The following is a 26,185-nucleotide window of genomic DNA, read 5'->3' as shown; positions in this document are numbered from 1 at the left end:
TTCGCGGGCGGGCTCCACACCCTGTTTATGTTCGGGGGGGGGGGATAGCACCCCGCCGGGGGGGGGGGGCGGGGGGGGCGGGCCGGGGGGGGGGGGGGGGGGGGGGGCCCCCCCCCCCCCACCGCCGACGGCCGTACCCGGCTGGTGGCGTTCGTCCTGCCGACGGCCGGCGCCGCGCCGACCGCGGACGCGCTGCTGTCCGCGGTCCGGGTCTGGCTGCCCGAACAGGCGGTGCCCTCGACCGTACGGATCGTCGAGGCCTTCCCGCTGGACGCCAACGGCAAGGTGGACCGCGCCGCGCTGCTCGCCGGTGAAGCCGCCGCGACCACCGCGAGCCCCGCGACCTCCGACACCGCCGTCGCGGACGACACCGCGACCGCAAGCGAACGGCTCGTCCTGCGGGTGGCCCGCGATCTGCTGGACCGCCCGGAGACCGTGCTGGAGGACCACTTCACCGCGGTGGGCGGCACGTCGATCACCGCGGCCCGGCTGCTGGCCGCCATCGAGCGGGAGACGGGCACCCGGCTGCGCGCACCCGAGGTGCTGCGCCAGCCGGACCTCCGGGCGGTGGCCGCGGTGCTCGACAAGCGCCGTGCGGCCCCGTCACCGGCGGTGGTCTGAGATGGCGACCCTCGCCCCGCGCAGTCCCGCCGACCGGAAGGAGCACCCCGTGACCGCCCTGCCCGCCCTGGTGGCCCGGCACGCCGAACGGACCCCGCACGCCCTGGCGGTGGTCGACGGCGACACCACACTGACGTACCGCCAGCTCGTCACCTCCGCCCGCTGCCTGGCCGCGCACCTGCACGGCCACGGGGTCCGCCCCGGCGACCGGGTGGGGCTGCTGATGCCGCGCTCGGCCCGCACCGTGGTCGCCCAACTCGCCCTGTGGTGGGTGGGCGCGGCCTGCGTGCCGCTCGACCCGGCGCACCCGCGCCCCCGCATCGAGGCGATGCTCGCCGACTCCGGGACGACGCTGACCGTCGGCGACAGCAAGCTGCTCGCGTCCGCGGCCGGCACCGGAGTGACGCTGGCTCTGCCCGACGACCCGATGCCGGAAGGCGAGGAGATCCCCGCCGCCGACACCGGCCCGGACGCGACGGCGCTCGTCCTGTTCACCTCGGGCTCCACGGGCCGGCCCAAGGGCGTGACCGTCACCCACGGCGGCATCGCCGAACTGGTCACCACCCCGCGGTATGTCACCGTCACCGAGCGGGACCGGGTGCTGTTCCACTCGCCGACGACGTTCGACGCCTCGACCTTCGAGGTGTGGGCCGCCCTCGCCAACGGTGCCTCCGTCGTGGTGTGCACCACCGGGCGGCCCTCGTTCGAGGACCTCGCGCAGCACGTCGAGCGGTACGGCGTGACCGTCGCGTTCTTCACCACCGCGCTGTTCCACCAGCTCGCCGCCCGCCGCTCACGGCTGTTCTCGGTGCTCCGCACCGTCGTCGTGGGCGGCGAGGCGATGGCCGCCCAGCATGCCCGCGCGGTGCTGCGCGCGTTCCCCTGGCTGGAGCTGGTCAACGGCTACGGGCCGACCGAGACGACGACCTTCGCCACCACTCACCGGGTCACCGACGCGGACTGCGACGGTCCGGTGCCGATCGGCCGCCCGTGCGCGGGCGCCTCGGCGCACGTCCTGGACGACGCGGGCCAGCCGGTCGCGGACGGCGAGCGCGGTGAGCTGTGGATCGGCGGCAGCCGGCTCGCGAACGGATACACGGGACGACCGGAGCTGACCGCGGAGCGGTTCGTGGACCACGCGACGCTGGGCCGGCTCTACCGCACCGGCGATCTGGTCTCGTACCGCCGGGACGGCGTGCTGGAGTTCCACGGCCGCGCCGACGACCAGGTCAAATTGCGCGGCTTCCGGATCGAGCCGGGCGAGATCGAGCACCTGCTGCGCGAGCAGCCCGAGGTGGACGACGCCGCCGTCACCGTACGGCGGCCCGCCGCTGACGACGCCCGGCTGGCCGCCTTCGTGGTGGCGGCGCCGGGCCCGGTTCCCCGCGCCGAGACCCTGCGGACCCGGCTCGCCGAGCAGCTGCCCGCGCACCTCGTCCCGGACGAGCTGACCCTCGTGGAACGGCTCCCGCTGACGGTGTCCGGCAAGGTCGACCGCCGCGCGCTCGCCGACCTTCGCGGCGTCACCGCCACCGAGGACCGTACGGAGCCGCTGACGCCGCTCCAGCAGGCCGTGGCCGACGTGTGGAGTCGCGCCCTGGGCTGCGAAGTGGCCCGCGCGGACGCCGACTTCATCGCCTACGGCGGCCACTCCCTCCTCGCGCTGATCGTCACGGACGACCTGCGCGAGGAGCTGGGAGTGACGCTGTCCCTGCCCGACTTCTTCGCCGCTCCCACCGTGGCCGGCCACGCCGCGCTCGTCGAACGCGCACTGCTGGCCAACCACAGCGATCTCCACCCCGACGCGCCGGAGGACACCGATGGCCACTGACACCCACTCCAGCTCCGCCGCCTTGCAGGAGGAGCTGCTGCGCCGGGCCCGCGCCCGCAAGGGCACCGGTCCGGCCGCTCCGGCGCCCGCCGCCGTCCGCGTTCAGGGACCCACGCCGCTGTCCCACGCCCAGCGCCGCATGTGGCTGATGGACCGGCTCGGCCAGGGCGGCTCCCTGTACAGCGTGCCGTTCGCGACCCGGCTGCGCGGGCCGCTCGACCTGGACGCGCTGGGCACCGCGCTGACCACGCTGGTGCGGCGCCACGAAATCCTGCGCACGCGCTACGGGCAGCACGGCGACGAGCCGTACCAGCAGACGCTTCCCGCACCGGACGCGATCGTCGTGCCGGTGGTGGACGTCGACGGTGACGGAGGACCCGCCCTCACCGAGGAGGCGCGGCGCCCGTTCGACCTCGCCGCCGGTCCCCTTCCGCGCGCCCTGGCGCTGCGGCACGGACCGCTCGACCACACCGTGCTGTTGACGTTCCATCACATCAGCATCGACGGCGGGTCGTTGGAGACCGTCGCCGCGGAACTGGCGGAGCTGTACGCGGCGGCCACCTGCGGCAGCCCCTGCGAGCAGGCACAGCCGCCGCAGTACGCGGACTTCGCGGTCCGCGAGCACGCGGCGGCCGACCGGCTCGACGAGGGGCTCGCGCACTGGACGAGCCGGCTGACCGGCGCCATTCCGCTCCGCCTGCCCAGGCCCGCGCGAGCCGCCGCCGATCTGACCGTACGGCCCGCCGCCGTGCGCAGCACTCCGCTGGACGAGGGGGTGCTGCCCGCCCTGCGCGAGCTGGGCCGGCAGCACCGGGCCACGCTGTTCACCGTGGCTCTCACCGCCGCCTTCGCCGCGCTGCACCGGTTCACCGGTGAGGACGACCTGGTGATCGGCTGCGCCGGCACCCATCGCGAGGGTGCGGCGATGCGCGGGCTGGTCGGGCTGTGCGTCAACACCCTGCCCATCCGGGTCGATCTGTCCGGCGACCCGGAGTTCGGGACGCTGGTGGACCGGGTGCGGGACGCGCTGCTGGCGGCACAGCACCACCGCGACGTGCCGTTCGACCTGATCCTGGAGCGGCTCGGCGCCGCTGCCCGGGACGCCGACGGCACACCGCTGGTCCGGGTCACCGCCGATGTGCTGGGCGAGCCCACCGCGCTCCAACTGCCGGGGCTGGTCGCGGATCCGGTCGACGTGGCCCTCGGCGAGGCCAAGTTCGATCTGTCGTTCGGCCTGTCCGACACCGACCGTCCCGCCGGCCTGGTCCAGTACGGCCGGGCCGCCCTCGACGACGAGGCGGGGGAGCGGTTGGCGGACGGCTTCGCCGGCCTGCTGGCGGCGGTCGCCGCCGACCCGGCGCTCAGACTGTCCCGGCTGCCGGGCGGGCCGCCGGTTCTCCCGGCCGCCGCCGACAGTCCGCGGACCGCCGACGGCAGCCATCCGGCCGAAGCCCGGCTGCGCGCGCACCCGCAGGTGGCCGACGCCGCCGTACCGGACCCGGCCGGCGGACCGCTGCTGGCCTACGCCGTGCTGCGCGGGACCGGCGGTCCCTCACCCGCCGAGCTGCGCTCGCACCTGCGGGCGGGGCTCGGCCGTGAGCTCGTCCCGGCCGCGGTGACGCTGCTGGACGCGATGCCCCGCACCGCCGACGGCACCCTGGACACGGCCCGGCTGCCCGGCGCCCCGGCCGCCCCCGCACCGGGCGGGGTGCGCGCCGAAGCGGTGACGGCGGCGTTCACGGCACTGCTGGGCCGGACTCCTGGGCCGGACGACGACTTCTTCGTACTCGGCGGTCACTCACTGATCGCCATACAGCTCGCCGAGCGGCTGCGAACCGGACTCAAGCTGCCGCTGACCGGCCTGGACGTGATGGAGCACCGCACTCCGCGGGCGATCGCGGAGCTGCTGGACGTGCGGGAGACGGAACGGGAACGGCTGGCCGCCGCGACCGGCACATCGGTGTCCAGCACATCGGCGTCCGGCACCCGGCGGGTACGTGAGGGCACCGTCCTGGTGACCGGCGGCACCGGTGGCGTCGGCGCCTTCGTGCTGCGCGAACTGGCCGCTCGGGGAAGGCCGGTGCTGGCGCTGGCCCGACCCGAGTCGGCGCACCTGGTCGCGGGGGAGGGCGTGGAGGTCGTCGAGGGCGACCTGGCCGACCTGGACGGGCTGCGCGCCGCCGTCGGGAGGGCGGACGCGGTGATCCATGCCGCCTGCACCTTCACCCGTCCCGCGGTGGACGTGGCCGCGATGGCGGCGATGGTCGGGGCCTGGAGGCGCGGCCCGTTCACCTTCGTCAGCAGCGTCGACGCCTACGGTCGCCCCGCGGGACCGCGGGTGGCCGAGGAATCGGCGCCCGAGCGGCCGCTGAGCGCGTACGGACAGGCGAAGCTCGACTGCGAGCAGCTGCTGATGCGGGCGGCGGGCACCAACGGGCGGGGCTGGGCGAGCGTCGTCCGCTCGCCCATCGTCTGGGGTCCGCACGACCGGTTGCGCGACCAGCTGCGCTGGGGCGCGACCGGGCTGCTCTACCAGGCGGCCCTCGCCGGGGAGCCGATCGACCTGCCGCGCCCCGGCACCGCCGGCCACGACTGGTACGGCGCCCCATGGGTGCACGCGGCCGCCCTGGCGCGCGCGGTGACCGACTGCCTGGACACTCCGGTCCACGGCGTGGCCAACGCGGTGAGCGGACATGTCGCCTGGCCGGAGCTGGCCGCCGAGCTGAAGCGGCTCCTCGGCAGCGGCAGCGAGATCCGGCTCGTCGACCGGGTGCACCCGGATCTCGACCACCGCTGGCACTACGGGTCGGGCCGGCTGGCCACCGCGCTGGACGAACAGCCCGGCGAGGACTGGCGCACCGTGCTCGCCGCGATGACCGGCCCCGCCGAGCGCTGACCCCCGGGGGAGCCGCGGCAGTCCGCGCGGCTCCCCGTCACGGCCGGATCCCCCCTTTACATCCGCCTTCACGTCCAGGACTTCGCCGGCGGCCGGCACCGTATACGGTGATCTCGTGCCGAAGAACGAGAACGTGTTCTCCTCCTGGGCGGCCTGGCGCCGCCGCACCGCCTCGCGCCTGGTCCACCGCGGATGGCGGTGGGTGCAGAACGCGGGCGCGGTGACCGCGCAGCGCCCGGGGCCGTACCGCTTCCGCAGTTTCGGCACGGGCTCGCGCCTGGCGTTCCCGCTGGGCACGGTGTTCGGCGAGCAGTGGATCGAGATCGGGGAGCACTGCGTGGTGGGGGAGCAGGTGACCCTCACCGCGGGCATGATGCCGGACCTGGATCTCGGCCCCGATCCGGTGCTGCGGCTCGGCAACGGCGTGGTGCTCGGCCGGGGCAGCCATGTGGTGGCTTCGGCGCCGGTGGTCTTCGGCGACAACATCTTCGCCGGGCCCTATGTGTACGTGACCAGCGACAACCACTCCTACGACGATCCGCACGAGCCGGTCGGCAAGCAGTGGCCGCGTTCGGCGCCCGTCGAGATCGGGTCCGGCAGCTGGCTGGGCACGGGGTCGGTGATCCTGCCCGGGGCGAGATTGGGCCGCAATGTGGTGGTCGCGGCCGGCGCGGTGGTGCGGGGTGAAGTGCCGGATCATGCGGTGGTCGCGGGAGCTCCGGCCAGGATCGTCCGCCGCTGGGATCCGGAGGCCGGGTGGCAGCCGCCGCTGCGGACCCCGCCGCCGGTGCCGATACCCGAGGGCATCACCCCCGAGCAGCTGATGGCGCTCGCCGGCGTGGAGGACGCGCCGGGGACGGTCGACGGGCTCGCGGACCGGGCGCCGGATCCCGCCGTGTAAGACATGTGGGGCCTGTCGGGGGTCGTTATCCCGCCGCGAGCAGGATCGTGCCGGCCATCGCCAGCCCCGCGCCCGCGGCCTGGATCGCGAGCAGCCGTTCCTTGAGGAAGCCCCGGGCGGCGAGCGCCGTCACGACCGGGTACAGCGAGGCCAGTACGGCGGCGACGGTGACCGGTCCGTGCTGGGCGGCCAGCGAGTAGGTGCCGTTCGCCGCGACGTCCGCGAGCCCGACCAGGGTGAGCGCGGGCATGGCGGACCACACCACGGCCATACCGCCCTCCGGGGCGGCGGCCGGGTCACGGCGGACGGCCACGGCCAGCGCGGCGCCGCCGACCAGCGAGTTGCACACCCGCTGGACGAAGAGCGCGAGGAAGAGTCCGGTGATCGTCGAGGACGCCTCGGAGATGAGGGCGAACACCGAACCGAAGCCGAAGGCGGCGACGAGGGTGAGCAGCACCGTCTGCCGCTGTACCGGGGCTCCGCGCAGCTGCGGACCGCCGGCCAGGACGATGCCCACGACGGCGACCGCGATCCCGCCGTACTGCAACAGCCCCGGACGTTCGCCGAGCGTCAGCCCGACGCCGAGCGGTATCACGACGCCGACGGTCGCCAGCGGTGAGACCACGCCCATCGGGCCCTGGGCGAGCGCCTTGTAGAAGCAGATCATCGCGACCGGCCCGACGACGCCGGCGGCGACGGCGTACCAGAGCTGCGGGCCGATCTCGCTCCACGCCCCGGTCGCCACGACGATGACGCCGAGGACGATCGCGGCGGCGATCTGCGAGGCGACGACCACGACCAGCGCCGGCAGCCGGCGCGTGAGCAGCCCGCCCCCGAAGTCGGCGAGCCCCCAGAGCAGACTGGTGGCGAGCGCGAGAACCGCTGTCATGGGACTTCCCCCGCAGTACAGTGTGATGAACGTGTTGGTACAGCACACCGTAGTGCAGCAAAGTAAACTCTGTCATTCATAATATTGGACGGAAGCGTGCCGGACCTCGAAATCGTCGCCCAGTCGCTCGCCCGCAACGTCAAACGACTGCGGCTGGAGCGCGGATACAGCCTCGACGCGCTCGCCGCCCGCGCGGGCGTCAGCCGAGGCATGATCATCCAGATCGAGCAGGCCAGGACCAACCCCAGCATCGGCACCGTGGTGCGCATCGCCGACGCCGTCGGCATCAGCATCGCCAACCTCCTGGACTACGCCGACAGCCCGCACGTCCGGCTGGTCTCCGCCGACCGGGCCGTCCCGCTGTGGAGCACCCCGGCCGGCAGCTACGGCACGCTGCAGGCCGGTACCGAGGCCCCCGGCCCGCTGGAGCTGTGGTCCTGGCGGCTCATGCCCGGCGAGGGCCACGACTCCGACGCCCACCCGCCCGGCAGCGCCGAACTGATCCGGGTGGACGCGGGCGAGCTGACGCTCGTCGTCGAAGGTCAGGAGTACCGCGTACCGTCCGGGACCACCGCGAGCTTCGACGCGCATGTGCCGCACGGCTACCACAACTCGGGTCCGGTCCCGGCGGAGATGACGCTCGCGATCGCCGTCCCGCCGCCCCGGTAGCGCCTGTTACGTTTCCAGGTATGCGCGCACCCATCGGCAACTTCGACGAAGCCCACCCCGCCACCGAACAGCTCGCCCTGCTCCCGGCGCCGGTGGCCGCCGCGGTGACCGCCGAGATGCTCTACGTCGACACCGACCCCGCGAAGGCCGACACCGCCGTCTTCGTCGAGACCTACGGCGCGGACCTCCTGGAGGCCTCGGCGAACTGCGTGGTCGTCGCGGGCAAGCGCGGCCAGGACGTCACGCTCGCCGCGTGCCTGGTGCTCTCCACCACCCGCGTCGACGTCAACGGCGCGGTCCGGCGCCATCTCGGCGCCCGCAAGGCCTCGTTCGCCGCCATGGACACCGCGACCAGCGAGACCGGCATGGAGTACGGCGGCATCACCCCCGTCGGCCTGCCCGGCGACTGGCCGCTGCTCATCGACGCGGCTGTCGTCGACGCCCCGTACCTGGTGATCGGCAGCGGCGGACGGCGCGGGAAGCTGATCGTGCCGGGCAAGGTGCTCGCCGGGCTGCCGGGCGCGGTCGTCCTGGAAGGGCTCGGCATCTAGGGTCGGGTCAGCGCCGGGCCGGCGGTCCGCCGGAAGGGTCGTCGTCCGTCGAGTGCAGGGTCCGATGCAGCCGCCGGCCCGCCCGCACCACGATCACGCCGACGACCACCCCGGCCACGACAGCCAGCAGCGCTCCCCACCAGTGGTCGGGCAGCACCCCGAGCAGAACCGCGAAGACGCCGAAAGCCAGCACGAAGCCGAGCACCGGCAGTGCGTAGAACCACAGGTCGGCGTAGGTCTTCTCATCGAGGCCGAACGGTGGCGGGGGAGGCTTGCGGTCCTTGCTCACCCCGCCACCGTAGGCGCCGCGCTCCGGTCCCGCCCCTCAGCCGAGGTGGGGAATCTCGATCGCGGGGCAGCGGTCCATGACCATCTCGGCGCCCGCCGCCCGCGTCCGCTCGTACGCGGCCTCGTCGATCACCCCGAGCTGGAACCACACGCCCTTCGCCCCGACCGCGACCGCCTCGTCGGCGACCGCCCCGGCCAGCTCGGAATTGACGAAGACGTCCACCACGTCCACCGGGAAGGGAATGTCGGCGAGGGAGGAGTACCCCTGTTCGCCGTGCACGGTCTCGGCCTTGGGATGGACGGGAACGATCCGCTTGCCGAAGCGCTGGAGCACCCGTGCGACCCCGTAGGCGGCCCGTGCCTGGTTGTTCGACAGACCGACCACCGCCCAGGTGTCACCCGACCCGGTCAGGATCTTCCGTACCGTCGCAGCATCGCCGTACACGTCGTCCTCCAGTGGGTGTCCCGCTCGTAGTGCCTGGTCAACCAGCGCCCGGCCCGGCCCATTCCCGGCCGGCGGCATAGGGTGGCGGGATGGTTGACCGGTATCTGACGGTGGGGCGCGAGGGCGTGCACGAGAGCGAGATCAAACGCTCGCGCTTTCTGTGCTCGCTGGCGCCCGCGGCGGCCGAGCAGACCGCGCAGGCGTTCATCCAGAAGATCCGCAAGGAGCATCCGAACGCGACCCACAACTGCTTCGCCTACGTCATCGGCGCCGAGGGCCGCATCCACAAAGCCAGCGACGACGGCGAGCCCGGCGGCACCGCGGGCACCCCGATGCTGCAGGTGCTGCTGCGCCGTGAGGTACGCGATGTCGTCGCCGTCGTCACCCGCTACTACGGCGGGATCCAGCTCGGCGCGGGCGGGCTGGTGCGCGCCTACGGCGGCGCCGTCTCCGCCGCGCTCGACGAACTGGGCACCGCCGAACGGCAGCGCCTGGCGCTGCTGACGGTCACGGCCGACCACCAGCGGGCGGGCAAGCTGGAGAACGACCTGCGCTCGGCCGGGCGGACGGTGCGCGGTGTGCGGTACGGCGCCGACGTGACGATCGACATCGCGCTGCCCGAGTCCGAGGTGGCGGCGTTCCGCTCCTGGGTCGCCGACAGTACCTCCGGGGCCGCGACGGTCGAGATCGGCGGCACTGAATTCGTGGACGTCTGACGACCGTTCCCCGCGCCGGCTCCCCGCTTCAGCTCCCTCGTGTCAGCCCAGTTCGAGGCTGGTGACGCCGTACATCCCGGCCTGGTCGGTCTCCGGGGTCGGGCCGGTGTACATCCGGGCGGTCTCGAAGGACGGTGCCAGGCCGAACTGTTCCGCGAGGTGCACCGCCGCCTTGTTGATGTCGGGCACGTCGATCGCCACCGGCTCGCCCGGCACGGTCGCCGCCAGCGCGCTCACCAGGGCGGCGGCCACCTCGGGCGAGTCCGCGTGGACCGGTCCGATGCGCGAGGCCTCGCGGCAGGTGCGCAGCACGGCGAAGCCCTGCAGCTCTCCGTCGCGCACCGCGGCCAGGGCGGTGCGTTCCGGCGCCGCGATCCAGGTGGCCAGGAAGCTGTCGCGGGCCGCCGGGAAGAATCGGCGGTCGTAGCCGGCGAGTTGGTCGAAGGGCAGGGCGCGGGCGTCGACCAGGGTGACGCCCGCCGGCGCCGCGGCGTCCGCGGACGGTGTGCCTTCGTAGCGGATGTTGTTCCAGGCAGGGCGGAAGCCGGACTTCCGGTAGTTGTCCTGCTGGGCCACGACCCCGTCGAGCCCGACGTTGCGCCCGTCGAGCCGTGCCATCCCGGCGCGCCAGAGCTGGATGCCGTAGCCCTGGCCGCGCAGCGACGGCTGGGTGATGTAGAAGCCGAGGAACCCGAAGTCGGCGCCGTACCGGACGACCGAGATGCAGGCGACGGGATCACCGTCGAGGCGGCCGATGAGGAAGCCGTGCGGATCGGCCGCGAAGAAGGCGGAGCCGTCGGTCCGGCCCGGGTTCCAGCCTTCCGCGGCGGCCCAGTCCGCCATCCGCCCGATGTCGGCGGCGCTCGCGGCCGTGATCTCGAATGTCGGCACTTCTCACTCCAAGGGCGTCGGCGGCGGGGTGCGTTCGGTACTGGTCCTACCCCAGGCGTGATCGTTTCCCACCGGCCGGGACCACGGCAAGAGCCCCTGCCCTTCGGCCCCGGCAGTGATGACAAACTGAGGTCCGTGGTGGACGCGGTGCGTCCGGGCGCTAGCGTGGTCGGTGCCGACAGCTGGGCCCCAAGCTGCTTCGGTGCTGGTTCTGGGGTGGAGGAGCGATAAACGTGCAGGTCGGAGCAGCATCGTGAGACTTCTGCACACCTCCGACTGGCATCTGGGACGCTCGTTCCACCGTGAGAGCCTGCTCTCCGCCCAGGCGACCTTCCTCGACCATCTCGTCAGCACGGTCCGCGGCGAGGGCGTCGACGTGGTGCTCGTGGCGGGTGACATCTACGACCGGGCGGTGCCGCCACTGGCCGCCGTCGAGCTCTTCGACGACGCCCTGCACCGCCTCGCCGACCTCGGCGTCCCGACGGTGATGATCTCCGGGAACCATGACTCGGCCCGGCGGCTGGGCGTCGGCGCCGGGCTCATGGGCCGCGCCGGCATCCACCTGCGCACCGACCCGGCCGGCTGCGCGATCCCCGTCGTCCTGCCCGGCGCGGCCGGCGACACGGTGCTGTACGGGCTGCCCTATCTCGAACCGGCGCTGGTCCGCGAGGAGTTCGGCGCCGAACGGGCCGATCACACCGCCGTGCTGGGTGCGGCCATGGACCGGGTGCGCGCCGATCTCGCCACCCGCCCGGCCGGCACCCGCTCCGTGGTGCTGGCCCACGCCTTCGTCACCGGGGGCGCGCCGAGCGACAGCGAGCGCGACATCACGGCGGGCGGCGTGGAGGCCGTGCCCGCCGAGATCTTCGCGGGCGTGGACTATGTGGCGCTCGGCCATCTGCACGGCTGCCAGACGATCACCGAACGGGTCAGGTACTCCGGCTCGCCGCTGGCGTACTCCTTCTCCGAGGAGTCGCACCGCAAGACCATCTGGCTGGTCGACCTCGGCCCGGACGGCGCCGTGACCGCGGAGCGCGTCGACTGCCCGGTGCCGCGCCCGATCGCCCGGATCCGCGGCCATCTCGACGACCTGATCGCCGACCCGGCGCTGGAGCGCCACGAGGAGGCCTGGGTCGAGGCCACCCTCACCGACGCGCTGCGCCCGCCGGAACCGATGGCGGCCCTGGTCAAGCGCTTCCCGCACGTGCTCAGCCTCGCCTTCGACCCCGAGAACTCCGGCGCCGGCCCGGCGGTCTCCTACGCCCAGCGGCTGCGCGGCCGCACCGACCAGCAGATCGCCGAGGACTTCGTGGCCCACGTCCGCGGCTCCGGTCCCGACGGACGGGAGCGGACGGTGCTGCGCGAGGCCCTGGACGCGGTACGCGCGCACCACGCAAGGACGGAAACGTAAGCAATGCGTCTGCACCGGCTCGACCTCACCGCCTTCGGCCCCTTCGCCGGTACCGAGAGCGTCGACTTCGACGAACTGTCCTCGGCCGGGCTGTTCCTCCTGCACGGCGCGACCGGGGCGGGGAAGACCTCCATCCTGGACGGCGTCTGCTTCGCCCTGTACGGCGAGGTCCCCGGCAGCCGTCCCGCCAGCCGGCTGCGCAGCGACCACGCGGACGCCGCGCTCAGCACCGAGGTCGTCCTCGAACTGCACGTCGGCGGGCGGCACTTGGAGATCACCCGGCGGCCCGAGCAGCAGCGCCCGAAGAAGCGCGGTTCCGGGACGACCCAGGAGAAGGCCGTCACGCTGCTGCGGGAGCGCACCGACGGCGAGTGGCGGGCGCTGTCCAAGTCCCACCAGGAGATCGGTGAGGAACTGAAGCAGCTGATCGGGATGAGCCGCGAGCAGTTCTGCCAGGTGGTGCTGTTGCCGCAGGGCCAGTTCGCCAACTTCCTGCGGGCCACCGCCGCCGAGCGCGGCGCCCTGCTCGGCCGGCTCTTCGACACCCGCCGCTTCAAGGCCGTCGAAGAATGGCTCAAGGAGCGCCGGCGCGCCGCCGAGCAGCGGATCCAGACCGGCGACCAGGAACTGGACAACCTCGCCGGCCGCCTCGGCCAGGCGGCCGGCCCCGGCGCGGAGCCGCTGGACGACTGGCTGCCCGAGGGCGTACCGGCGCGCGCAGCGGCGGGCCACTCCGATCTGGCCGGGCCGGTCCTGCAATGGGCGGCCGTGCTGCGCTCCACCGCCCGCGAGGGGTACGACATCGCCGCGAGCGCGCTGGAGCTGGCCGAACAGGCGCACCTGCGGGCCCGCGACGAGGCCGGCGCCGTCCAGGAGTTGCACGGGCTGCAGCAGCGCCATGCCGCCGCCTGCCGCCGCGCGGACGCCATCGCCGGGGCCCGGTCGGAACGCGACGAGCAGCGCGCCCGGCTGGAGCGGGCGCACCGCGCCGCGGGCGTCGAATCGGCCCTGGAACTACGGGAGAAGGCCGCGACGCAGCACCAGCAGGCGCTCGCCGCGCGGCGCAGTGCGCGGGCGGAGCTCCCCGCCGACCTCGCCGAGGCGGCCGCCTCACAGCTCACCACGATCGCCAACCAGTTGCGCGAGGAGCTGGGATCGCTCGCCGAAGCCGGCGAACTGGAGCAGCGCGCCGGTGAACTGGCCGACCGCCGCGACCGGTTGGAAGCCGAGGCGCGCGGCGACGAGGAGGCCGTCCAGGAGGCCGACGTCTGGCTCGACGGCTGGGAGCCGGAACGGCTGCGCCTGCAGCGGCGCGTCGATGACGCTCAGGCCGCGGCAGCCCGCGCCGGAACGCTGGACGCCGAACGCGAGCAGGCCCGCCGCCGCCTCGACGCGGCCCGGGAACGTGACCGCTACGCCCGCGCCCTGACCGTGGCCGAGGAGCGGCATCGTGCGGCCCGGGACGAGACCGCCGACACCCGTGAGGCCTGGCAGGACGCCCGCGAAGCGCGCATCTCCGGCATCGCCGCCGAACTGGCTGCCGCCCTGGTGCCCGGCGAGAACTGCCGGGTGTGCGGCTCCGCCGAACACCCCGAGCCGGCCCTCCCCTCCGGCCGGCAGGTCACCCGCGAGGACGAGGACAGCGCCTACGCCGCCTACCAGAACGCGTCCGCCGCGCAGAGCGCCGTGCAGGACGAGCTGAGCCGGGCGCGCGCCGGGCGGGACGCGGCCCTGGCAGCGGCGGGCGCCACCCCGGTGGACGAACTGGCCGCCGAGCACACCGCGTTGGACGGCGCCTACGCACTCACGGTGCGCGCCGCCGCCGACACGCACGCCGCCCGCGAGGCCCTGGGCGAGGCCGAACGCGAACGCGACCGCCGCACCGCGGAGCGGCACGAGGCACTGAGCCGCGCCGCGGCACGGACCTCGCGGCGCGAGGAACTGGACGAGCAGTACGAGCGGATCGCCGAGCAACTGCTCCGGGCGCGCGGCGACTTCGCCACGGTGGCCGCCCGCAGATCGCAACTGGCCCGCCGCGTCGAGCTGCTGACCAGGGCCGCACAGGCCGTCGACCGCGAGCACGACGGTGCCCAGCGGTTGAAGGAGGCCGACGCGGCACTGTCCGACGCCGCGTTCCGCGCCGGGTTCGACACCCCCGCCGACGCGGCCCGCGCCCTGTACGCGCCCGACCGGCGGCTGCGGCTGGAGCACCTCGTGGCGCAATGGCGCGACGAGGAGGCCGCCGTCACGGCCGACCTGGCCGCGCCCGGACTCGCCGCGGCCGCCGCTCTGCCGCCCGCCGATCCCGCGCGGGCGCGGGCGGCCGTCGACGCCACGACCGGCCGGCTGCGGGACGCGGCCGCCGCGCACGCCGCCGCGGCGACGCGCTACGCCGACCTCGACCGACTCGGGGCGCAGGCCGCCGCGAAAGCCGCGGAACTGGCCCCGGCCCGCGCCGAGTACGCCCGCATCCGCCGGCTGGCGGATCTGTCGGCCGGCACCTCCACCGAGAACCAGCTGAAGATGGAGCTGGAGACGTACGTCCTGGCCGCCCGGCTGGAGCAGGTGGCGGCTGCCGCCAGCGTCCGGCTGCAGCGCATGTCGTCGGGCCGCTACACCCTGGTCCACAGCGACGCCCGGAGCGCGGGCCGCTCCCGGTCCGGGCTGGGCCTGATGGCCGTCGACGCCTGGACGGGCACCGAGCGCGACACCGCGACCCTGTCGGGCGGCGAGACGTTCTCCGCCTCCCTGGCACTCGCGCTCGGTCTCGCGGACGTGGTCACCGACGAGGCGGGCGGCACGCGGCTGGACACGCTCTTCATCGACGAGGGCTTCGGCAGCCTCGACGAGCAGACCCTGGACGAGGTGCTGGACGTCCTGGACGCGCTGCGGGAACGGGACCGCGCCGTCGGCATCGTCAGCCACGTCGCCGATCTGCGGCAGCGGATCCCCGCCCAACTGCGGGTCGTCAAGGGTCAGTCGGGCTCCACGGTCGCCCAGCGCGGCGCCGCCCGCGTCACAGCGTGAGCGGGCGGCGGGTCAGCGGCGAGGAGTAGACGACGCTGGTGGTGACCGAACCGAGGCCCGAGATCCGGCCGGCGGTCTCCTCCAGATGCCGCATCGAGCGGGCCGCCACCTTCATCACGAAGCAGTCGTCGCCCGTGACATGGTGCGCCTCCAGAATCTCCGGCGTCGATGCCAGCAGATCGTGGAACGGCTTGTAGTTGCCCGTCGGATAGCGCAGCCGCACCAGGGCCAGGATCGGCAGGCCGATCCGGTCGTGGTCGATGACCGCGGAATAGCCGGTGATCACCCCGGTCTCCTCCAGCCGACGGACCCGCTCCGTGACGGCACTGGGCGACATCGCGACGGCACGCGCCAGGTCCGCGTAACTGGCCCGGCCGTCGCGCTGCAGGGCTTCCAGGATGCGCCAGTCGGTTGCGTCGAGGGATTCAGTGGTCATGACCGATGGATAGCAGGGGAAACCCCGGCCGAGCAAGGAGATCGCCGGGGAATCCCACTTCCCGGCCTCGGCCCGGTTCCGTAGATTTCCAGCCATGACCAAGATGATCGTTTCCGAGAACCCCGTCCTCCGCGTCCCGCCGGCCGCGCCCGCCGCGGCGGCCGCGTACTTCGCCGCCAGCCTCGCCTTCCACGCCGATGTCTCCGACGTCGCGGCCGGCCTGCAGGCCGACAACCCCGGCTTCGTCGTTGTCGACTCGCGCAGCACCGAATCCTGGGACCAGGGCCACGTACCGGGCGCCGTGCACCTGCCCACCGCCCAGATCCCGCAGCTCGCCGGGGAGTTCCTGGACCGCGCGGTCCCGGTCGTCGTCTACTGCTGGGGCCCCGGCTGCAACGGCGCGACCCGAGCGGCCCACGCCCTGGCGACCCTCGGCTACCAGGTCAAGGAGATGCTCGGCGGCATGGAGTACTGGATCCGTGAGGGCTTCCCCTTCGAGACCTTCGAGGGCGAGGACAGGCGCGACGCGGACCCCCTCACCGCCCCGGTGGGCGCCGACGACTGCGGCTGCTGACCGTGTCGGGCGGCCGGGACCGGCCGTCGTGCAGCCGGTCCCGCACGTGCGCCGACGGGCGGGACGGGCCGGCTCAGGCCGCCGGGCCCGGCAGTTCGAACGCGCGCAGGTTTCCGTGGTCTGCGACGCGGTTGAAGCCTGCTCGCTCCAGGACTCGTTGGGACGGGATGTTGTCCGGTTCGGTGGTCGCGAGGAGTACGCGGACACCGGGCCGGCCGAGCGCCCACTGCGCCAGTGTCAGCACGGCGTCGGTGGCCCAGCCGGCGCCGCGGGCGGAGACCGACAGGTCGTAGCCGATCTCGGCGACGCCGTCGGTGGGGGGTCCGTGGAAACCGATGCCGCCGATCGCGATCCCGTCCTCGGACCGCTGGATCGCGAACACTCCCCAGCCGGGCTGGAACACCCCGGCCGCGTCCGCCGCGACCGTCATTCCGGAGGCGCGGATGGTGCCCTCACCGGGTATGCCGTCGATCCAGACGAGCTCGGCGGGCTTGCCCTCGGCCAGCAGCGCGCAGTCGGCGGGCAGTTGCTCGCGCAGCGTCACCCGCCCGGATTCGAGCACCTGTCGGCCGTCGTGGTGGGAGGTGCGCAGGGTCATGGATCGGGACCGTCCTCTCGAAGAAGGCAAAGGATCTGCAGAGTACCCCTCGTCGTCCTCAGGCGGCGGCGAGTTTTCCGGCCAGAGCGGTCGGGTCCGCGTCCCGCGGCAGATCGCTGACCTGGCCGTCCCCGACCTCGACCACCCGCCACCGCCCATCGGCCCGCAGCGCGAGGTCGGTGGTGACGAAACGGCAGCCCAGGGCGGCCACCAGCGGCTGTACCCGGTCCAGCTCCGGCCGTGGCCGGAGCTGCGGGGTGTCGGGGTGGGCGGTGACGAGGACCGGTTCCGCGTCCACCCACCACACTCGTGCCTCGCCGGTGTCCGTGAACTCCTCGAAGGCCCGGACGACGACTCCGCCCGTGAGGAAGTCGCCCTGCCGCTCGACGAAGCACGCGGTGACGGCCGCGAGCCGCGCGGTGTCCGCGAGGTCGGGCACGTAACAGGCCTCGTCCCATTCGTGTTTGCGGGACTTGACGAAGTCCTTGACGATGCCGGGGCCGCCGCCCAGTGGCGCCGTGAGCCCGGCCAGCGCCGTCGCGTCCGGTGGCCGGCCGGCGTCGACGGGCAGCCAGACGCTGCGCGGCGTCAGCTCCTCGAACGTGCCGTACCAGCCGGGCAGTTCATGCGCCGCGCGATAGCGGTCCGGCTCCGTCAGCAGCGTGCAGCCGCGCGCGTCGAGTGCTTCCGCAAGGCTGCTGTAGTGGTCACCGGGGATCATCCAGCCGCGGTACCAGGCGGGCCCGGTGCCCCGCGGGACCCGGGCGACAGCGCCCGCCAGATCTCCGGCGAGCAGTGCGTCATGGTCGAGCAGCGCGACCGTCAGGCCCAGTTCCCGCGCGGCCCGCGCCTCGGGTGCGAAATGGGCGTCCGGTCGCCGCGGATTCAGCGGATCCGCGCAGAAGATGATGGTGGTCCCCATGCGGGCAGCCTAGATCGGCTGTGGGCGGGCTCATGCGGCGGCGCTGGATTCAGCTCCGGACGCGGCTCCGGACGCGCTGTTCCGGACGCGGTTCCGTGCGGACGGCTGCGGAAGTGATCCGCCGCCGCCCGCACGGAAAGGCCCGCACGGAAACGCCCGCACGGAAATGTCTGCGAGGTCCGGTTGGGGCCCCGCTGTGTCCCTACAGGGCCGAGAGCTCGGTGACCAGGTCGTCGAGGCCGAGAGAGCCCTGGGAGAGGGCGGCCATGTGCCAGGCCTTGGCGTCGAAGGCGTCACCGTGGGCCTGACGGGCGGCCTCGCGGCCGGTCAGCCAGGCGCGCTCACCGAGCTTGTAGCCGATGGCCTGGCCGGGCATGCCCAGGTAGCGGATCAGCTCGCTGTCGACGAATTCGGCGGGGCGGCCGCTGTGCAGACCGAAGAACTCCCGGCCCAGCTCCGGCGTCCAGCGCTCGCCGGGGTGGAACGGGGAGTCGGCGGGGATCTCCAGCTCCAGGTGCATACCGATGTCGACGATGATGCGGGTCGAGCGCATCATCTGTGCGTCGAGGTAGCCGAGCCGGCGCTCGGGGTCGGTGAGGAAGCCCAGCTCGTCCATGAGGCGCTCGGCGTACAACGCCCAGCCCTCGCAGTTCGCGCTGACCAGACCGACGGTCGCCTGGTAGCGGGACAGGGATTCGGCGACGTGCGTCCACTGGGCGAGCTGCAGGTGGTGGCCGGGTACGCCCTCGTGGTACCAGGTGGAGACCAGGTCGTAGACGGGGAAACTGGTCTTGCCCATCGTCGGCAGCCACGTCGTGCCGGGGCGGGAGAAGTCCTCCGACGGCTGCAGGTAGTACGGGGCCGCGGCGCCGCCGGGCGGGGCGATCCGCGATTCGACGCGCTTGACGCGGTCGGCCAGCTCGAAGTGGGTGCCGTCCAGGGACTCGATGGCCTCGTCCATCAGCGCCTGGAGCCAGCTCCTGACCTCCTCGACGCCTTCGATGTGCGTGCCGTGCTTGTCGAGGTGCGACAGGGCTTCCCAGGGGGTCGCGCCGGGCACGATCTTGGTGGCCTCGGCCTTCATCTCACCGTGGATGCGGTGGTACTCGGCCCAGCCGTACGCGTAGGCCTCGTCGAGATCGAGGTCGGTGCCGTTCCAATACCGCGACCAGCGGGCGTAGCGCTCGCGGCCGACGGTCTCCGGCGCGCCCTCGACGCTCGGGGCGTAGGTGTCGCGCAGCCAGTCGCGCAGCGCCACCAGCGCTTCGGTGGCGGTGGCGGAGGCGGCGTCCAGCTCACCGCGCAGCTCCTCGGGGCCGGCCGCGGTGAGGTTCCCGAAGAAGCTGCTGTCGGTGCCGATCCAGTCGGTCAGCTGGCCGATGACGGTCGCCACCTGGAGGGGGCCGGCCGGCAGCTTGCGCTCGATGCCTTCGGCGAGCGATTCGCGGTACCCCTCCAGGGCGGCCGGGACGGCGCGCAGCCGGGCGGCGAGCACCGTCCACTCCTCCGGGGTCCCGGAAGGCGTGACGCTGAAGACCTCGCGCACCGAGTGCAGCGGAGAGTGGATGTTGCTGACCGCGCGCAGCCCTTCCCCGGCCTCGTGCACCGCGAGTTCGGCGTTCAGGCGCTCCCGCAGCAGTCGCGCGCAGCGTCGCTCCGCCTCGCTGTCCGCGCCCGGCTGCGCCTCGGCCTGCGTCAGGAGGTCCAGAGTGGTGCGGGCGAGGTCGACGAGGGCGCGCGTCCCGGCGGGGGAGAAGTCCGGCAGAGCGGAATTGCTCTGCGCGACGCCGAGGTAGGTACCCATGATCGGGTCGAGTTCGATGAGGTGGTCGACGTACGCGTCGGCCACTTCGCGGGGCAGCGGGCTGCTGGTAATCGTGGACATGCGGCCATCCTCGTACGAACAGGCCCGCCGCGTCATCATTCTTCTTGGCTACGTACCTGACGCCTATGTACCTGACGCCTACGTACCTGACGCCGGCGGCCGCGCGCCCGGCGACCAGGCACCCGGCACCGGCGGCAGCAGGGGGCCGCAGTCCCACTGCTGGAAGATCAGCCGGGTCTCCACCCGGGCGACCTCGCGGCGCGAGGTGAACTCGTCGATCACCAGCCGCTGCAGATCGGACGTACCGGTCACCGCGACATGGACGAGGTAGTCGTCGGGGCCGGTGAGGTGGAACAGTGCCCTGGTCTCGGGAAGCTCGCGGATCCGGGTCACGAACGGGCTGATCAGTTCCCTGCGGTGCGGCCGTACCTGGACCGACAGCAGCGCCTCCAGACCGCGGCCGAGCTTGGCGGGATCCAGCCGCAGCTCGTGTCCGAGGATCACTCCGGTGCGGCGCAGCCGCGCCACCCGGTCCAGGCAGGTGGACGGGGCGACGCCGACCGCCGTCGCGAGGTCGCGGTTGGTGGTCCGGGAATCGTTCTGCAGCACCCGGAGAATTTCCAGATCGATCGGATCCAAAGTGACAGAATCGGTCATCGACCGAACGTAGCACGGGATTCTCGCATCCGAGGGCGCCGATTGTTCAGGCTTTGGGCATGGAAGAACACGCAGTGACACCGCCTCGTTCCCTGGCCACCGAAGCGGTGCACGCCGGCCGCGAGGACCTCGCCGCGCTCGGCGTGCACGCAGTGCCCCTGGATCTGTCCACGACGTACCCGTCGTACGACAGCCGGGGCGAGGCCGCCCGGCTCGACGCGTTCGCCGCCACCGGGGCCCGGCTGGAGGGCCCGCCCGTCTACGGCCGGCTGGACAATCCGACCGTCAGCCGTTTCGAGACCGCCCTGGCCCGGCTCGAAGGCACCGACGACGCGGTCGCCTTCGCCAGCGGCATGGCCGCGCTGAGCGCCTGCCTGCTGGCGCGCGGATCCCTGGGGCTGCGGCACGTGGTCGCGGTCCGCCCGCTGTACGGGTGCAGCGACCATCTGCTGACCGGCGGACTGCTGGGCACCGAGGTGACCTGGGTGGACCCGGCGGGCGTCGCCGACGCGATCCGGCCCGACACCGGGCTGGTCCTGGTCGAGACCCCCGCCAACCCCACCCTCGCGGAACTCGACCTGCGCGCGATGGCGCACGCCTGCGGAACGGTGCCGCTGCTCGCGGACAACACCTTCGCCACGCCGGTACTGCAACGCCCCGCCGAGCTCGGCGCGAGCATCGTGCTGCACAGCGCGACGAAGTACCTCGGCGGTCACGGGGACGTGCTCGGCGGGGTGGTGGCCTGCGACGAGGAGTTCGCCGGCCTGCTGCGCCGGGTCCGCTTCGCCACCGGCGGCGTCCTGCACCCGCTCGCCGGCTATCTGCTGCTGCGCGGGCTGTCGACGCTTCCGGTACGGATGCGCGCCGCCTCGCAGAGCGCCGAAGTCCTCGCCGGGCGGCTGGCCGCCGACCCGCGGGTGGCGGCGGTGCACTACCCGCGGATCGGCGGCGCCATGGTCGCGTTCGAGGTGCACGGCGATCCGCACCAGGTGATCGGAGCGGTCCGGCTGATCACCCCGGCCGTCAGCCTCGGCAGCGTCGACACCCTCATCCAGCACCCGGCCTCGATCAGCCACCGCGTCGTCGAGGAGCGGGACCGCCGGGCGGCCGGTGTCAGTGACCGGCTGCTGCGGATGTCCGTCGGCCTGGAGGACGTCGAGGACCTGTGGCGCGACCTGGACGGTGCGCTGCGGGCCGCGACCGTGGCGCACGACCTCGCCCCCGCGGTCAGTTCCGGCTCGTGACCTTCGCCGAGGACGGCACGCCCGACGGCGCCAGCGTCGCGGTGATCACCAGCGTGCCGTCCTCGACCTGGTAGTCCAGCGGAAGTCCCAGATCGCGCATGGTCGCCACCATGCCGGTGTTGGTCGCTTGCGTGACGGCGTACACGCTGCTCCGGCCCGCCTCGACGGCATGGCCGACGAGCTTGCGCAGCAACTGCACGCCGATGCCGCGCCGCTGCCAGTCGTCCTCGACCAGCAGGGCGACCTCGTTCTCGTCGCCGTCCCACAGCAGGTGCGCGAGCGCGACCAGCCGGCCCGACGCCGTCTCGACGGCCAGCGTCCGGCCGAAGCGCGGGCTGAGCAGATGTGTCAGATAGCGGTCCGCGTCGGGGACCGGGCCGTGATAGCGCTGCGCGAGCGTCGCCGGGGAGCAGCGGTCGTGCATGGCGCGGGCGGCCGGCAGGTCCTCGGGTCCGGCCCGGCGGATCGTGATCTCGTTGCCCTCCGGCAGCGTCAGCACGTCCTTGCTCTCCGGCATCCGCGCGCCCAGGCGCGAGTCGAGTTCCACCAGGGCGCGGGCCCGGGCGAACTCGGTCGGGGTGAACGGCAGATAGGCCCGCTCGACGGTGATCGTGCCGCCGGACGGGTCGCGCAGCCGCATCACCGTCTCGTCCAGCGCGTCCTCCGGCGCCGGCGTGCCGTCCTTCGCGGCCGGCACCGAGCTGATCGTGCACCGGCCGAAGAGCTGGCGCAGGGCGAGCGGGAGCTCCGCGGCGTCCAGGGCGGTACGGGTGGCGAGGGTGAGCATCCTGGTGGGGGTGTCCACCAGGTCATGGGCGTCGGCCCGCTCCGTCCAGGTGTCGCGTCCGCCGGCCGCCCCGACGACCTGCGCCAGCGTGGCGGCCGGTACCGATCCGGGCGCTCGCAGCAGGAACTCGTCGACCGTGCCGTCGGCCAGCGGATGTGTCTGCAGCGTCAGGATGTCGACGCCCGCGTCGGCCAGTGCCATGCACACGGCGCCCAGGCTGCCGGGGGTGTCCCGCACGGTGGTGCGCATCCGCCACAGCGCCGCCGGGCCCGGCTCCTGCGTCCCGTCCGCCGGAGCGGGTCCGGGCGGCGAATGGCTGTGGCGGCGTGCCCACCATGTGTGGAATCCGGCCGTCGCCAGCAGTGCGACGGCCGAGGCGGCCAGCAGGACGGGTCCTTCCGGACCGTGCACGACCACATTGGACACCAGGTCGGCGGTGGCCACCGCCGTGAAGAGCGCGGCGAGTTCTACCAGGTCGCGCCGCCAGTGGTGGCGGTGGGAGCGGGCGGGGCGTGGGTTCGCAGGAGTCAACTGAGGCATGAGAACACCATGTCGAACATGTGTTGCGTGATCACGAACGTTCTATGACCGGTGGGTTAAGGGTGATTCCTGGTGGTTAATTTGCGCTTTCAACGGGTTTGCCGCACCCCGGGCGATGTCACGCCGCCGGTCGGCGCGGGACGCGGCCGCACCCGCGCGCACAACGGCGCGGGCGCGGCCGAAGGGTGCCCTACCGACCGGGTGGCTTACTGACCGGGTGCCCTACTGGCCGACGCGGCCGGGCTGCAGCACCTTGGTGAACAGCACCGTGCCGTCCTGCTCGCGCAGCCGCACCGTCAGCTCGCCCGAGTGCCCGTCGATGTCGACCTGACCGAAGAACTGGTACCCCTCGGCGGGCGAGACGTTGGCACGCTCGGGCGCCTTGACGAACACCCGCTCGGGACCGAACGTGCCGTCCAGGGCGCTGGCGGGGAACGCCCCGGCGTTCAGCGGCCCGGAGACGAACTCCCAGAACGGTGCGAAGTCAGTGAACGCCGCGCGGGACGGCTGGTAGTGCTGCGCGGACGTGTGATGCACATCGGCGGTCAGCCACACCGTCCCGGTGATCCGCCGGTGCTTGACGAACCGCAGCAGCTCGGCGATCTGCAGCTCGCGTCCGAGCGGCGCGCCCGGGTCGCCCTGCGCGACCGCCTCGATGTTCGGCCGGCCCTCCGTGGTGTCCGGCACCACCAGGCCCAGCGGCATGTCGGCGGCGATCACCTTCCACACCGCGCGGGACCGGGGCAGCTCCCGCTTGAGCCACTCCAGCTGCGCCCGCCCGAGGATGCCCTGCGCGTCCTGCGTCTGCGTGTCGGGGGAGTTGGCATTGCGGTAGGTGCGCATGTCCAGCACGAAGACGTCCAGCAGCGGGCCGTGGTGCTGCACCCGCTGGACGCGGCCGTCGGTGTTCGGCCGCAGCGTCGAGATCGGGAAGTACTCGGAGAACGCCTGCCGGGAGCGGGCCGCCAGCACGTCCACGCTCTTCTGGGCGTACCGCGCGTCGTCCATGATCTCGCCCGGGTACCAGTTGTTGCGCACCTCGTGGTCGTCCCACTGGATGATCGAGGGCACCCGGCCGTTGAAGGCGCGTAGCTTGTCGTCGAGCAGGTTGTAGCGGAACGCGCCGCGGAACTCCGCGAGGGTCTCGGCGACCTTGGACTTCTCCGGGGTGGTGAGGTTGCGGTAGATCCGTCCGTCGGGCAGCGCCGCGGTGGGCGCGATCGGGCCGTCGGCGTAGATGTTGTCACCGCTGCACAGGAAGAAGTCCGGGTCGAGCCGTTCCATCGCCTCGTAGATGCGGTAGCCGCCGATGTCCGGATTGATGCCCCAGCCCTGCCCGGCGAGGTCCCCCGACCACAGGAACCGCACATCGTCGCGGCGCCGCGACGACGGGGTGCGGAAGGTGCCGTCCACCGGTGCGCCGGTGCGCCGGTAGTCGTCCGGGTCGGCCAGCAGCACCCGGTAGTGGACCTGCTCGCCGGGCGGCAGGCCGCGCAGCGAGGTCGTGCCGGTGAAGTCCGTCTCCGGGCCCAACAGCGGGCCCTGCCAGCGGCGCGCGTCGCGGAACGAGCCACTGACAGACGTCTCCACCAGCATCCGGGCCGGCCGGTCGGCACGCACCCACACCAGGCCGGACGTGGCCGTGACATCACCACTCTGCACACCCCACGGCGCGGCCGGCCGGCCCGACAGCGCCAGTGCGGGCGCCGCCGTCACGGCGGGAACGAGCAGCGCTCCGGCCGCGGCGAGGCCGCCGCCGAGCACCGTCCGGCGGTCCACCGCTCTGCCCGGACGCTGCGGCTGCGGCGATCCCTGTCCCTGCTCTGCTGCCTGAGTTTCCTGCGACATCTGCCACTCCCGCTGCTCGGCTTCCCGCGTCGCCTCCGTTCCTACTGGTTCCGGATGCCGTCCGGCCGAACGTGCGGTGAACACGCCACCCGTGGCGGATCGGCCGGAGCCGCCGCCGCTCGGATGATCACCGCCCGGTACGTTCGTCCGTAGCGGGCCACCGCCGGTGGTGGCCCTCCCTAGACCCGCGTGAGCTGCGCCGCGGCCGGCTCCTCGCGGGGGGCCGGCAGCGGCGCCGACGGTGGGAGGAGCGACAGTTCCGGTGTGGGTGTCGGGCCGACGTCGATGCCGGTCACCACCAGTTCGGTGCCGCCCAGTTCGGGCACGGCTCCCGCCGGGGCGCCGGCCGCGCCCGCGACTGCCGCCGCTGCCGCGCCACCGCGCCGCCGGATGGTGCCGGGCAGCAGCACCCGGCCGCCGCTGTGCAGTGCGACCGCCGTGAGCGGCACGGCGGTGGCGAACAGCACGCAGGCCAGCACGGCGCCCATGACCGGGTAGCCGGCGTGGCCGGCGAGCAGCGTTCCGGCCAGCGGTCCGCACGCGACACCGAGGTTGGAGGCGGAGCCGGCCAGCACGGCCCACCGGCCCTGACCGTCGAGCGAGGCGGCCAGGCCGATCAGGTAGGAGAGCACCACGGGGTAGACGGTGTTCCACAGCACCTCACCCGTCGCGAACGGCACGGCCCCGCCCGCCGAGGCGCTCACCGCGACACAGGTGGCGATGACCGCGGTGCCCACGCCGATCGGGACGGCGCGGCCGAGCCGGGAGCCGAGCGCGCCCGCCGCGCCGACCCCGGCCAGACCGCCGCCGAGTGCGACGGCGAAGACCAGGCCGAGCGCGGCCTCGGAGAGCCCGGCCCGGTCGAGGCCGATGCGCCCGCTCACGCCCCACAGGGCGTTCTGCGCCATCGACCAGCACAGCATGGCGACGGCCAGCACGGCGCCGGAGCGGCGGTGCGGCAGCCGGGCCGGGACGTCGCGGCGCGGTGCGCCGACCCGTTCCGGAGCGGCCGGGAGCCGGCCCGCCGCGGGCAGGGCCAGCGCCGCGGCGCAGGCGATCGCGGCGAACGGCATGGCGTGGCCGCCGCCGAGCCGCGGCAGCACCAGATACAGCGCGCCGGCCGTCGCCGAGGTGGTCAACAGGCCCAGCACCGACGCGCGGTGTGGGTCCGGGCGGGCGGCGATCCCGACGGCGGCGACCGCTGTCGCCGTCCCGGAGCCGAAGCCGCCGATGACGCAGCCGGCGACCACCAGCGGAACGAGGGACGTGCCGGCGGCGAGCGCGAAGCCCGCCACCATGAGCAGCAGACCGGCGCGGGCGAGCCGGACGGGCCCCACGCGGTCGACGCGGGAGGCGAGGGTCAGTCCCGCACCGGCGGAGGAGAGCAGGAGGGCGCTGCCGACAGCGCCCGCGTGGGCGCTGCTCAGGCCGAGGCCACCGGGGGAGGATCCCAGGTGTCCGACGAGGGTGGGCAGCAGATAGGCGGCGAGATACCCGGCGGCGAAGACCGCGACCAGGGGCAGGACCGCCGCGCGGGGGCGCGGAGGCATGGGCGTACCTCTCAACAGGACGAAGGCCAAAAGGGGGTGGAGCGCCTATCGACCGACAGGAACGCGCT

23 protein-coding genes are annotated in these 26,185 nt (G+C 73.7%); 11 read left to right on the top strand and 12 right to left on the bottom strand.

The window, feature by feature from the left end; all coding sequences use genetic code 11:
* Window positions 1–144 precede the first annotated feature (144 nt).
* From AC07DC_RS23305 to AC07DC_RS23290, 4 genes are all read left to right on the top strand, one after another.
* Window positions 145–621 (top strand): phosphopantetheine-binding protein, encoded by a 477-nt coding sequence (locus tag AC07DC_RS23305; RefSeq protein ID WP_478916352.1) that lies wholly within the window; start codon window positions 145–147, stop codon window positions 619–621.
* A gap of 49 nt (window positions 622–670) precedes the next feature.
* A complete protein-coding gene (locus AC07DC_RS23300) occupies window positions 671–2,452 on the top strand; it encodes an amino acid adenylation domain-containing protein (protein WP_478916351.1) in 1,782 nt (593 codons plus the stop codon).
* Entirely contained in the window at window positions 2,442–5,348 is a 2,907-nt protein-coding gene (locus AC07DC_RS23295; protein ID WP_478916350.1) for a condensation domain-containing protein, read from the top strand. The genes AC07DC_RS23300 and AC07DC_RS23295 overlap by 11 nt, the downstream gene beginning before the upstream one ends.
* A 115-nt stretch (window positions 5,349–5,463) precedes the next feature.
* Window positions 5,464–6,249, top strand: a complete 786-nt coding sequence (locus tag AC07DC_RS23290; RefSeq protein WP_478916349.1) for an acyltransferase — start codon at window positions 5,464–5,466, stop codon at window positions 6,247–6,249.
* Window positions 6,250–6,274: 25 nt separating this feature from the next.
* Here the strand turns inward: AC07DC_RS23290 and AC07DC_RS23285 are convergent, their stop codons facing one another.
* Complete coding sequence (locus tag AC07DC_RS23285; protein ID WP_478916348.1) at window positions 6,275–7,138, bottom strand: EamA family transporter; 864 nt, start codon at window positions 7,136–7,138, stop codon at window positions 6,275–6,277.
* 96 nt (window positions 7,139–7,234) lie between these two features.
* On the opposite strand from AC07DC_RS23285, the gene AC07DC_RS23280 reads away from it, so the two are divergent.
* Window positions 7,235–7,807, top strand: coding sequence for an XRE family transcriptional regulator (locus AC07DC_RS23280; protein ID WP_478916347.1), 573 nt, complete (start codon window positions 7,235–7,237; stop codon window positions 7,805–7,807).
* Between the two features lie 20 nt (window positions 7,808–7,827).
* Window positions 7,828–8,358: a YbaK/EbsC family protein gene (locus tag AC07DC_RS23275; RefSeq protein WP_478916346.1), complete on the top strand. Its 531-nt coding sequence runs from the start codon at window positions 7,828–7,830 to the stop codon at window positions 8,356–8,358.
* A gap of 7 nt (window positions 8,359–8,365) precedes the next feature.
* Here AC07DC_RS23275 and AC07DC_RS23270 read toward each other — a convergent pair whose 3' ends face one another.
* Window positions 8,366–8,647, bottom strand: a complete 282-nt coding sequence (locus tag AC07DC_RS23270; protein WP_478916345.1) for a hypothetical protein — start codon at window positions 8,645–8,647, stop codon at window positions 8,366–8,368.
* 36 nt (window positions 8,648–8,683) lie between these two features.
* Window positions 8,684–9,091 carry a CoA-binding protein gene (locus tag AC07DC_RS23265; RefSeq protein ID WP_478916344.1) on the bottom strand — a complete coding sequence of 136 codons (408 nt, stop codon included), beginning with the start codon at window positions 9,089–9,091 and terminating at the stop codon, window positions 8,684–8,686.
* A gap of 89 nt (window positions 9,092–9,180) precedes the next feature.
* Between AC07DC_RS23265 and AC07DC_RS23260 the strand changes: the two genes are divergently transcribed.
* Window positions 9,181–9,807: a YigZ family protein gene (locus AC07DC_RS23260; protein WP_478916343.1), complete on the top strand. Its 627-nt coding sequence runs from the start codon at window positions 9,181–9,183 to the stop codon at window positions 9,805–9,807.
* 42 nt (window positions 9,808–9,849) lie between these two features.
* Here AC07DC_RS23260 and AC07DC_RS23255 read toward each other — a convergent pair whose 3' ends face one another.
* Window positions 9,850–10,698: a GNAT family N-acetyltransferase gene (locus AC07DC_RS23255; RefSeq protein ID WP_478916342.1), complete on the bottom strand. Its 849-nt coding sequence runs from the start codon at window positions 10,696–10,698 to the stop codon at window positions 9,850–9,852.
* 253 nt (window positions 10,699–10,951) lie between these two features.
* Between AC07DC_RS23255 and AC07DC_RS23250 the strand changes: the two genes are divergently transcribed.
* The gene (locus AC07DC_RS23250; RefSeq protein ID WP_478916341.1) at window positions 10,952–12,109 is read left to right on the top strand and encodes an exonuclease SbcCD subunit D; all 1,158 of its coding nucleotides are present in this window, start codon (window positions 10,952–10,954) and stop codon (window positions 12,107–12,109) included.
* A 3-nt stretch (window positions 12,110–12,112) separates the two neighbouring features.
* A complete protein-coding gene (locus tag AC07DC_RS23245; protein ID WP_478916340.1) occupies window positions 12,113–15,136 on the top strand; it encodes an AAA family ATPase in 3,024 nt (1,007 codons plus the stop codon).
* Here the strand turns inward: AC07DC_RS23245 and AC07DC_RS23240 are convergent.
* Entirely contained in the window at window positions 15,126–15,572 is a 447-nt protein-coding gene (locus AC07DC_RS23240) for an Lrp/AsnC family transcriptional regulator (protein ID WP_478916339.1), read from the bottom strand. The genes AC07DC_RS23245 and AC07DC_RS23240 overlap by 11 nt on opposite strands.
* A 94-nt stretch (window positions 15,573–15,666) precedes the next feature.
* On the opposite strand from AC07DC_RS23240, the gene AC07DC_RS23235 reads away from it, so the two are divergent.
* A complete protein-coding gene (locus tag AC07DC_RS23235) occupies window positions 15,667–16,146 on the top strand; it encodes a rhodanese-like domain-containing protein (protein WP_478916338.1) in 480 nt (159 codons plus the stop codon).
* Window positions 16,147–16,219: 73 nt separating this feature from the next.
* Here the strand turns inward: AC07DC_RS23235 and AC07DC_RS23230 are convergent, their stop codons facing one another.
* The 4 genes from AC07DC_RS23230 to AC07DC_RS23215 form a co-directional block, all read right to left on the bottom strand.
* Window positions 16,220–16,744: a GNAT family N-acetyltransferase gene (locus AC07DC_RS23230; RefSeq protein ID WP_478916337.1), complete on the bottom strand. Its 525-nt coding sequence runs from the start codon at window positions 16,742–16,744 to the stop codon at window positions 16,220–16,222.
* Window positions 16,745–16,802: 58 nt separating this feature from the next.
* A complete protein-coding gene (locus AC07DC_RS23225; protein WP_478916336.1) occupies window positions 16,803–17,666 on the bottom strand; it encodes an ATP-grasp domain-containing protein in 864 nt (287 codons plus the stop codon).
* A 202-nt stretch (window positions 17,667–17,868) separates the two neighbouring features.
* Window positions 17,869–19,551: a DUF885 domain-containing protein gene (locus tag AC07DC_RS23220; protein ID WP_478916335.1), complete on the bottom strand. Its 1,683-nt coding sequence runs from the start codon at window positions 19,549–19,551 to the stop codon at window positions 17,869–17,871.
* Window positions 19,552–19,629: 78 nt separating this feature from the next.
* The gene (locus AC07DC_RS23215; protein WP_478916334.1) at window positions 19,630–20,148 is read right to left on the bottom strand and encodes an Lrp/AsnC family transcriptional regulator; all 519 of its coding nucleotides are present in this window, start codon (window positions 20,146–20,148) and stop codon (window positions 19,630–19,632) included.
* 59 nt (window positions 20,149–20,207) lie between these two features.
* Between AC07DC_RS23215 and AC07DC_RS23210 the strand changes: the two genes are divergently transcribed.
* The gene (locus AC07DC_RS23210; protein WP_478916333.1) at window positions 20,208–21,392 is read left to right on the top strand and encodes a trans-sulfuration enzyme family protein; all 1,185 of its coding nucleotides are present in this window, start codon (window positions 20,208–20,210) and stop codon (window positions 21,390–21,392) included.
* Here AC07DC_RS23210 and AC07DC_RS23205 read toward each other — a convergent pair.
* The 3 genes from AC07DC_RS23205 to AC07DC_RS23195 all read right to left on the bottom strand — a co-directional run bounded on the left by AC07DC_RS23205 (window position 21,376) and on the right by AC07DC_RS23195 (window position 26,117).
* A complete protein-coding gene (locus tag AC07DC_RS23205) occupies window positions 21,376–22,719 on the bottom strand; it encodes a GNAT family N-acetyltransferase (RefSeq protein WP_478916332.1) in 1,344 nt (447 codons plus the stop codon). The two genes, AC07DC_RS23210 and AC07DC_RS23205, sit on opposite strands and share 17 nt — an antisense overlap.
* A 222-nt stretch (window positions 22,720–22,941) precedes the next feature.
* Window positions 22,942–24,567, bottom strand: coding sequence for an alkaline phosphatase D family protein (locus tag AC07DC_RS23200; RefSeq protein WP_478916331.1), 1,626 nt, complete (start codon window positions 24,565–24,567; stop codon window positions 22,942–22,944).
* Window positions 24,568–24,746: 179 nt separating this feature from the next.
* Window positions 24,747–26,117, bottom strand: a complete 1,371-nt coding sequence (locus tag AC07DC_RS23195; RefSeq protein WP_478916330.1) for an MFS transporter — start codon at window positions 26,115–26,117, stop codon at window positions 24,747–24,749.
* Window positions 26,118–26,185 lie beyond the last annotated feature (68 nt).

This window comes from Streptomyces sp. NPDC045021, from assembly GCF_056432645.1.
Note: the sequence above shows the minus strand (reverse complement) of the source record. Positions and strands in the feature narration are given on the sequence as shown.

What these genes read in the sequence shown, in the direction of transcription:
- AC07DC_RS23275 (WP_478916346.1), top strand. Translation starts at nt 7,828, where the DNA reads ATGCGCGCACCCATCGGCAACTTCGACGAAGCCCACCCCGCCACCGAA.
- AC07DC_RS23230 (WP_478916337.1), bottom strand. Translation starts at nt 16,744, where the DNA reads ATGACCCTGCGCACCTCCCACCACGACGGCCGACAGGTGCTCGAATCC.
- AC07DC_RS23285 (WP_478916348.1), bottom strand. Translation starts at nt 7,138, where the DNA reads ATGACAGCGGTTCTCGCGCTCGCCACCAGTCTGCTCTGGGGGCTCGCC.
- AC07DC_RS23260 (WP_478916343.1), top strand. Translation starts at nt 9,181, where the DNA reads ATGGTTGACCGGTATCTGACGGTGGGGCGCGAGGGCGTGCACGAGAGC.
- AC07DC_RS23225 (WP_478916336.1), bottom strand. Translation starts at nt 17,666, where the DNA reads ATGGGGACCACCATCATCTTCTGCGCGGATCCGCTGAATCCGCGGCGA.
- AC07DC_RS23210 (WP_478916333.1), top strand. Translation starts at nt 20,208, where the DNA reads ATGGAAGAACACGCAGTGACACCGCCTCGTTCCCTGGCCACCGAAGCG.
- AC07DC_RS23235 (WP_478916338.1), top strand. Translation starts at nt 15,667, where the DNA reads ATGACCAAGATGATCGTTTCCGAGAACCCCGTCCTCCGCGTCCCGCCG.
- AC07DC_RS23215 (WP_478916334.1), bottom strand. Translation starts at nt 20,148, where the DNA reads ATGACCGATTCTGTCACTTTGGATCCGATCGATCTGGAAATTCTCCGG.
- AC07DC_RS23245 (WP_478916340.1), top strand. Translation starts at nt 12,113, where the DNA reads ATGCGTCTGCACCGGCTCGACCTCACCGCCTTCGGCCCCTTCGCCGGT.
- AC07DC_RS23200 (WP_478916331.1), bottom strand. Translation starts at nt 24,567, where the DNA reads ATGTCGCAGGAAACTCAGGCAGCAGAGCAGGGACAGGGATCGCCGCAG.
- AC07DC_RS23295 (WP_478916350.1), top strand. Translation starts at nt 2,442, where the DNA reads ATGGCCACTGACACCCACTCCAGCTCCGCCGCCTTGCAGGAGGAGCTG.
- AC07DC_RS23205 (WP_478916332.1), bottom strand. Translation starts at nt 22,719, where the DNA reads ATGCCTCAGTTGACTCCTGCGAACCCACGCCCCGCCCGCTCCCACCGC.
- AC07DC_RS23240 (WP_478916339.1), bottom strand. Translation starts at nt 15,572, where the DNA reads ATGACCACTGAATCCCTCGACGCAACCGACTGGCGCATCCTGGAAGCC.
- AC07DC_RS23220 (WP_478916335.1), bottom strand. Translation starts at nt 19,551, where the DNA reads ATGTCCACGATTACCAGCAGCCCGCTGCCCCGCGAAGTGGCCGACGCG.
- AC07DC_RS23195 (WP_478916330.1), bottom strand. Translation starts at nt 26,117, where the DNA reads ATGCCTCCGCGCCCCCGCGCGGCGGTCCTGCCCCTGGTCGCGGTCTTC.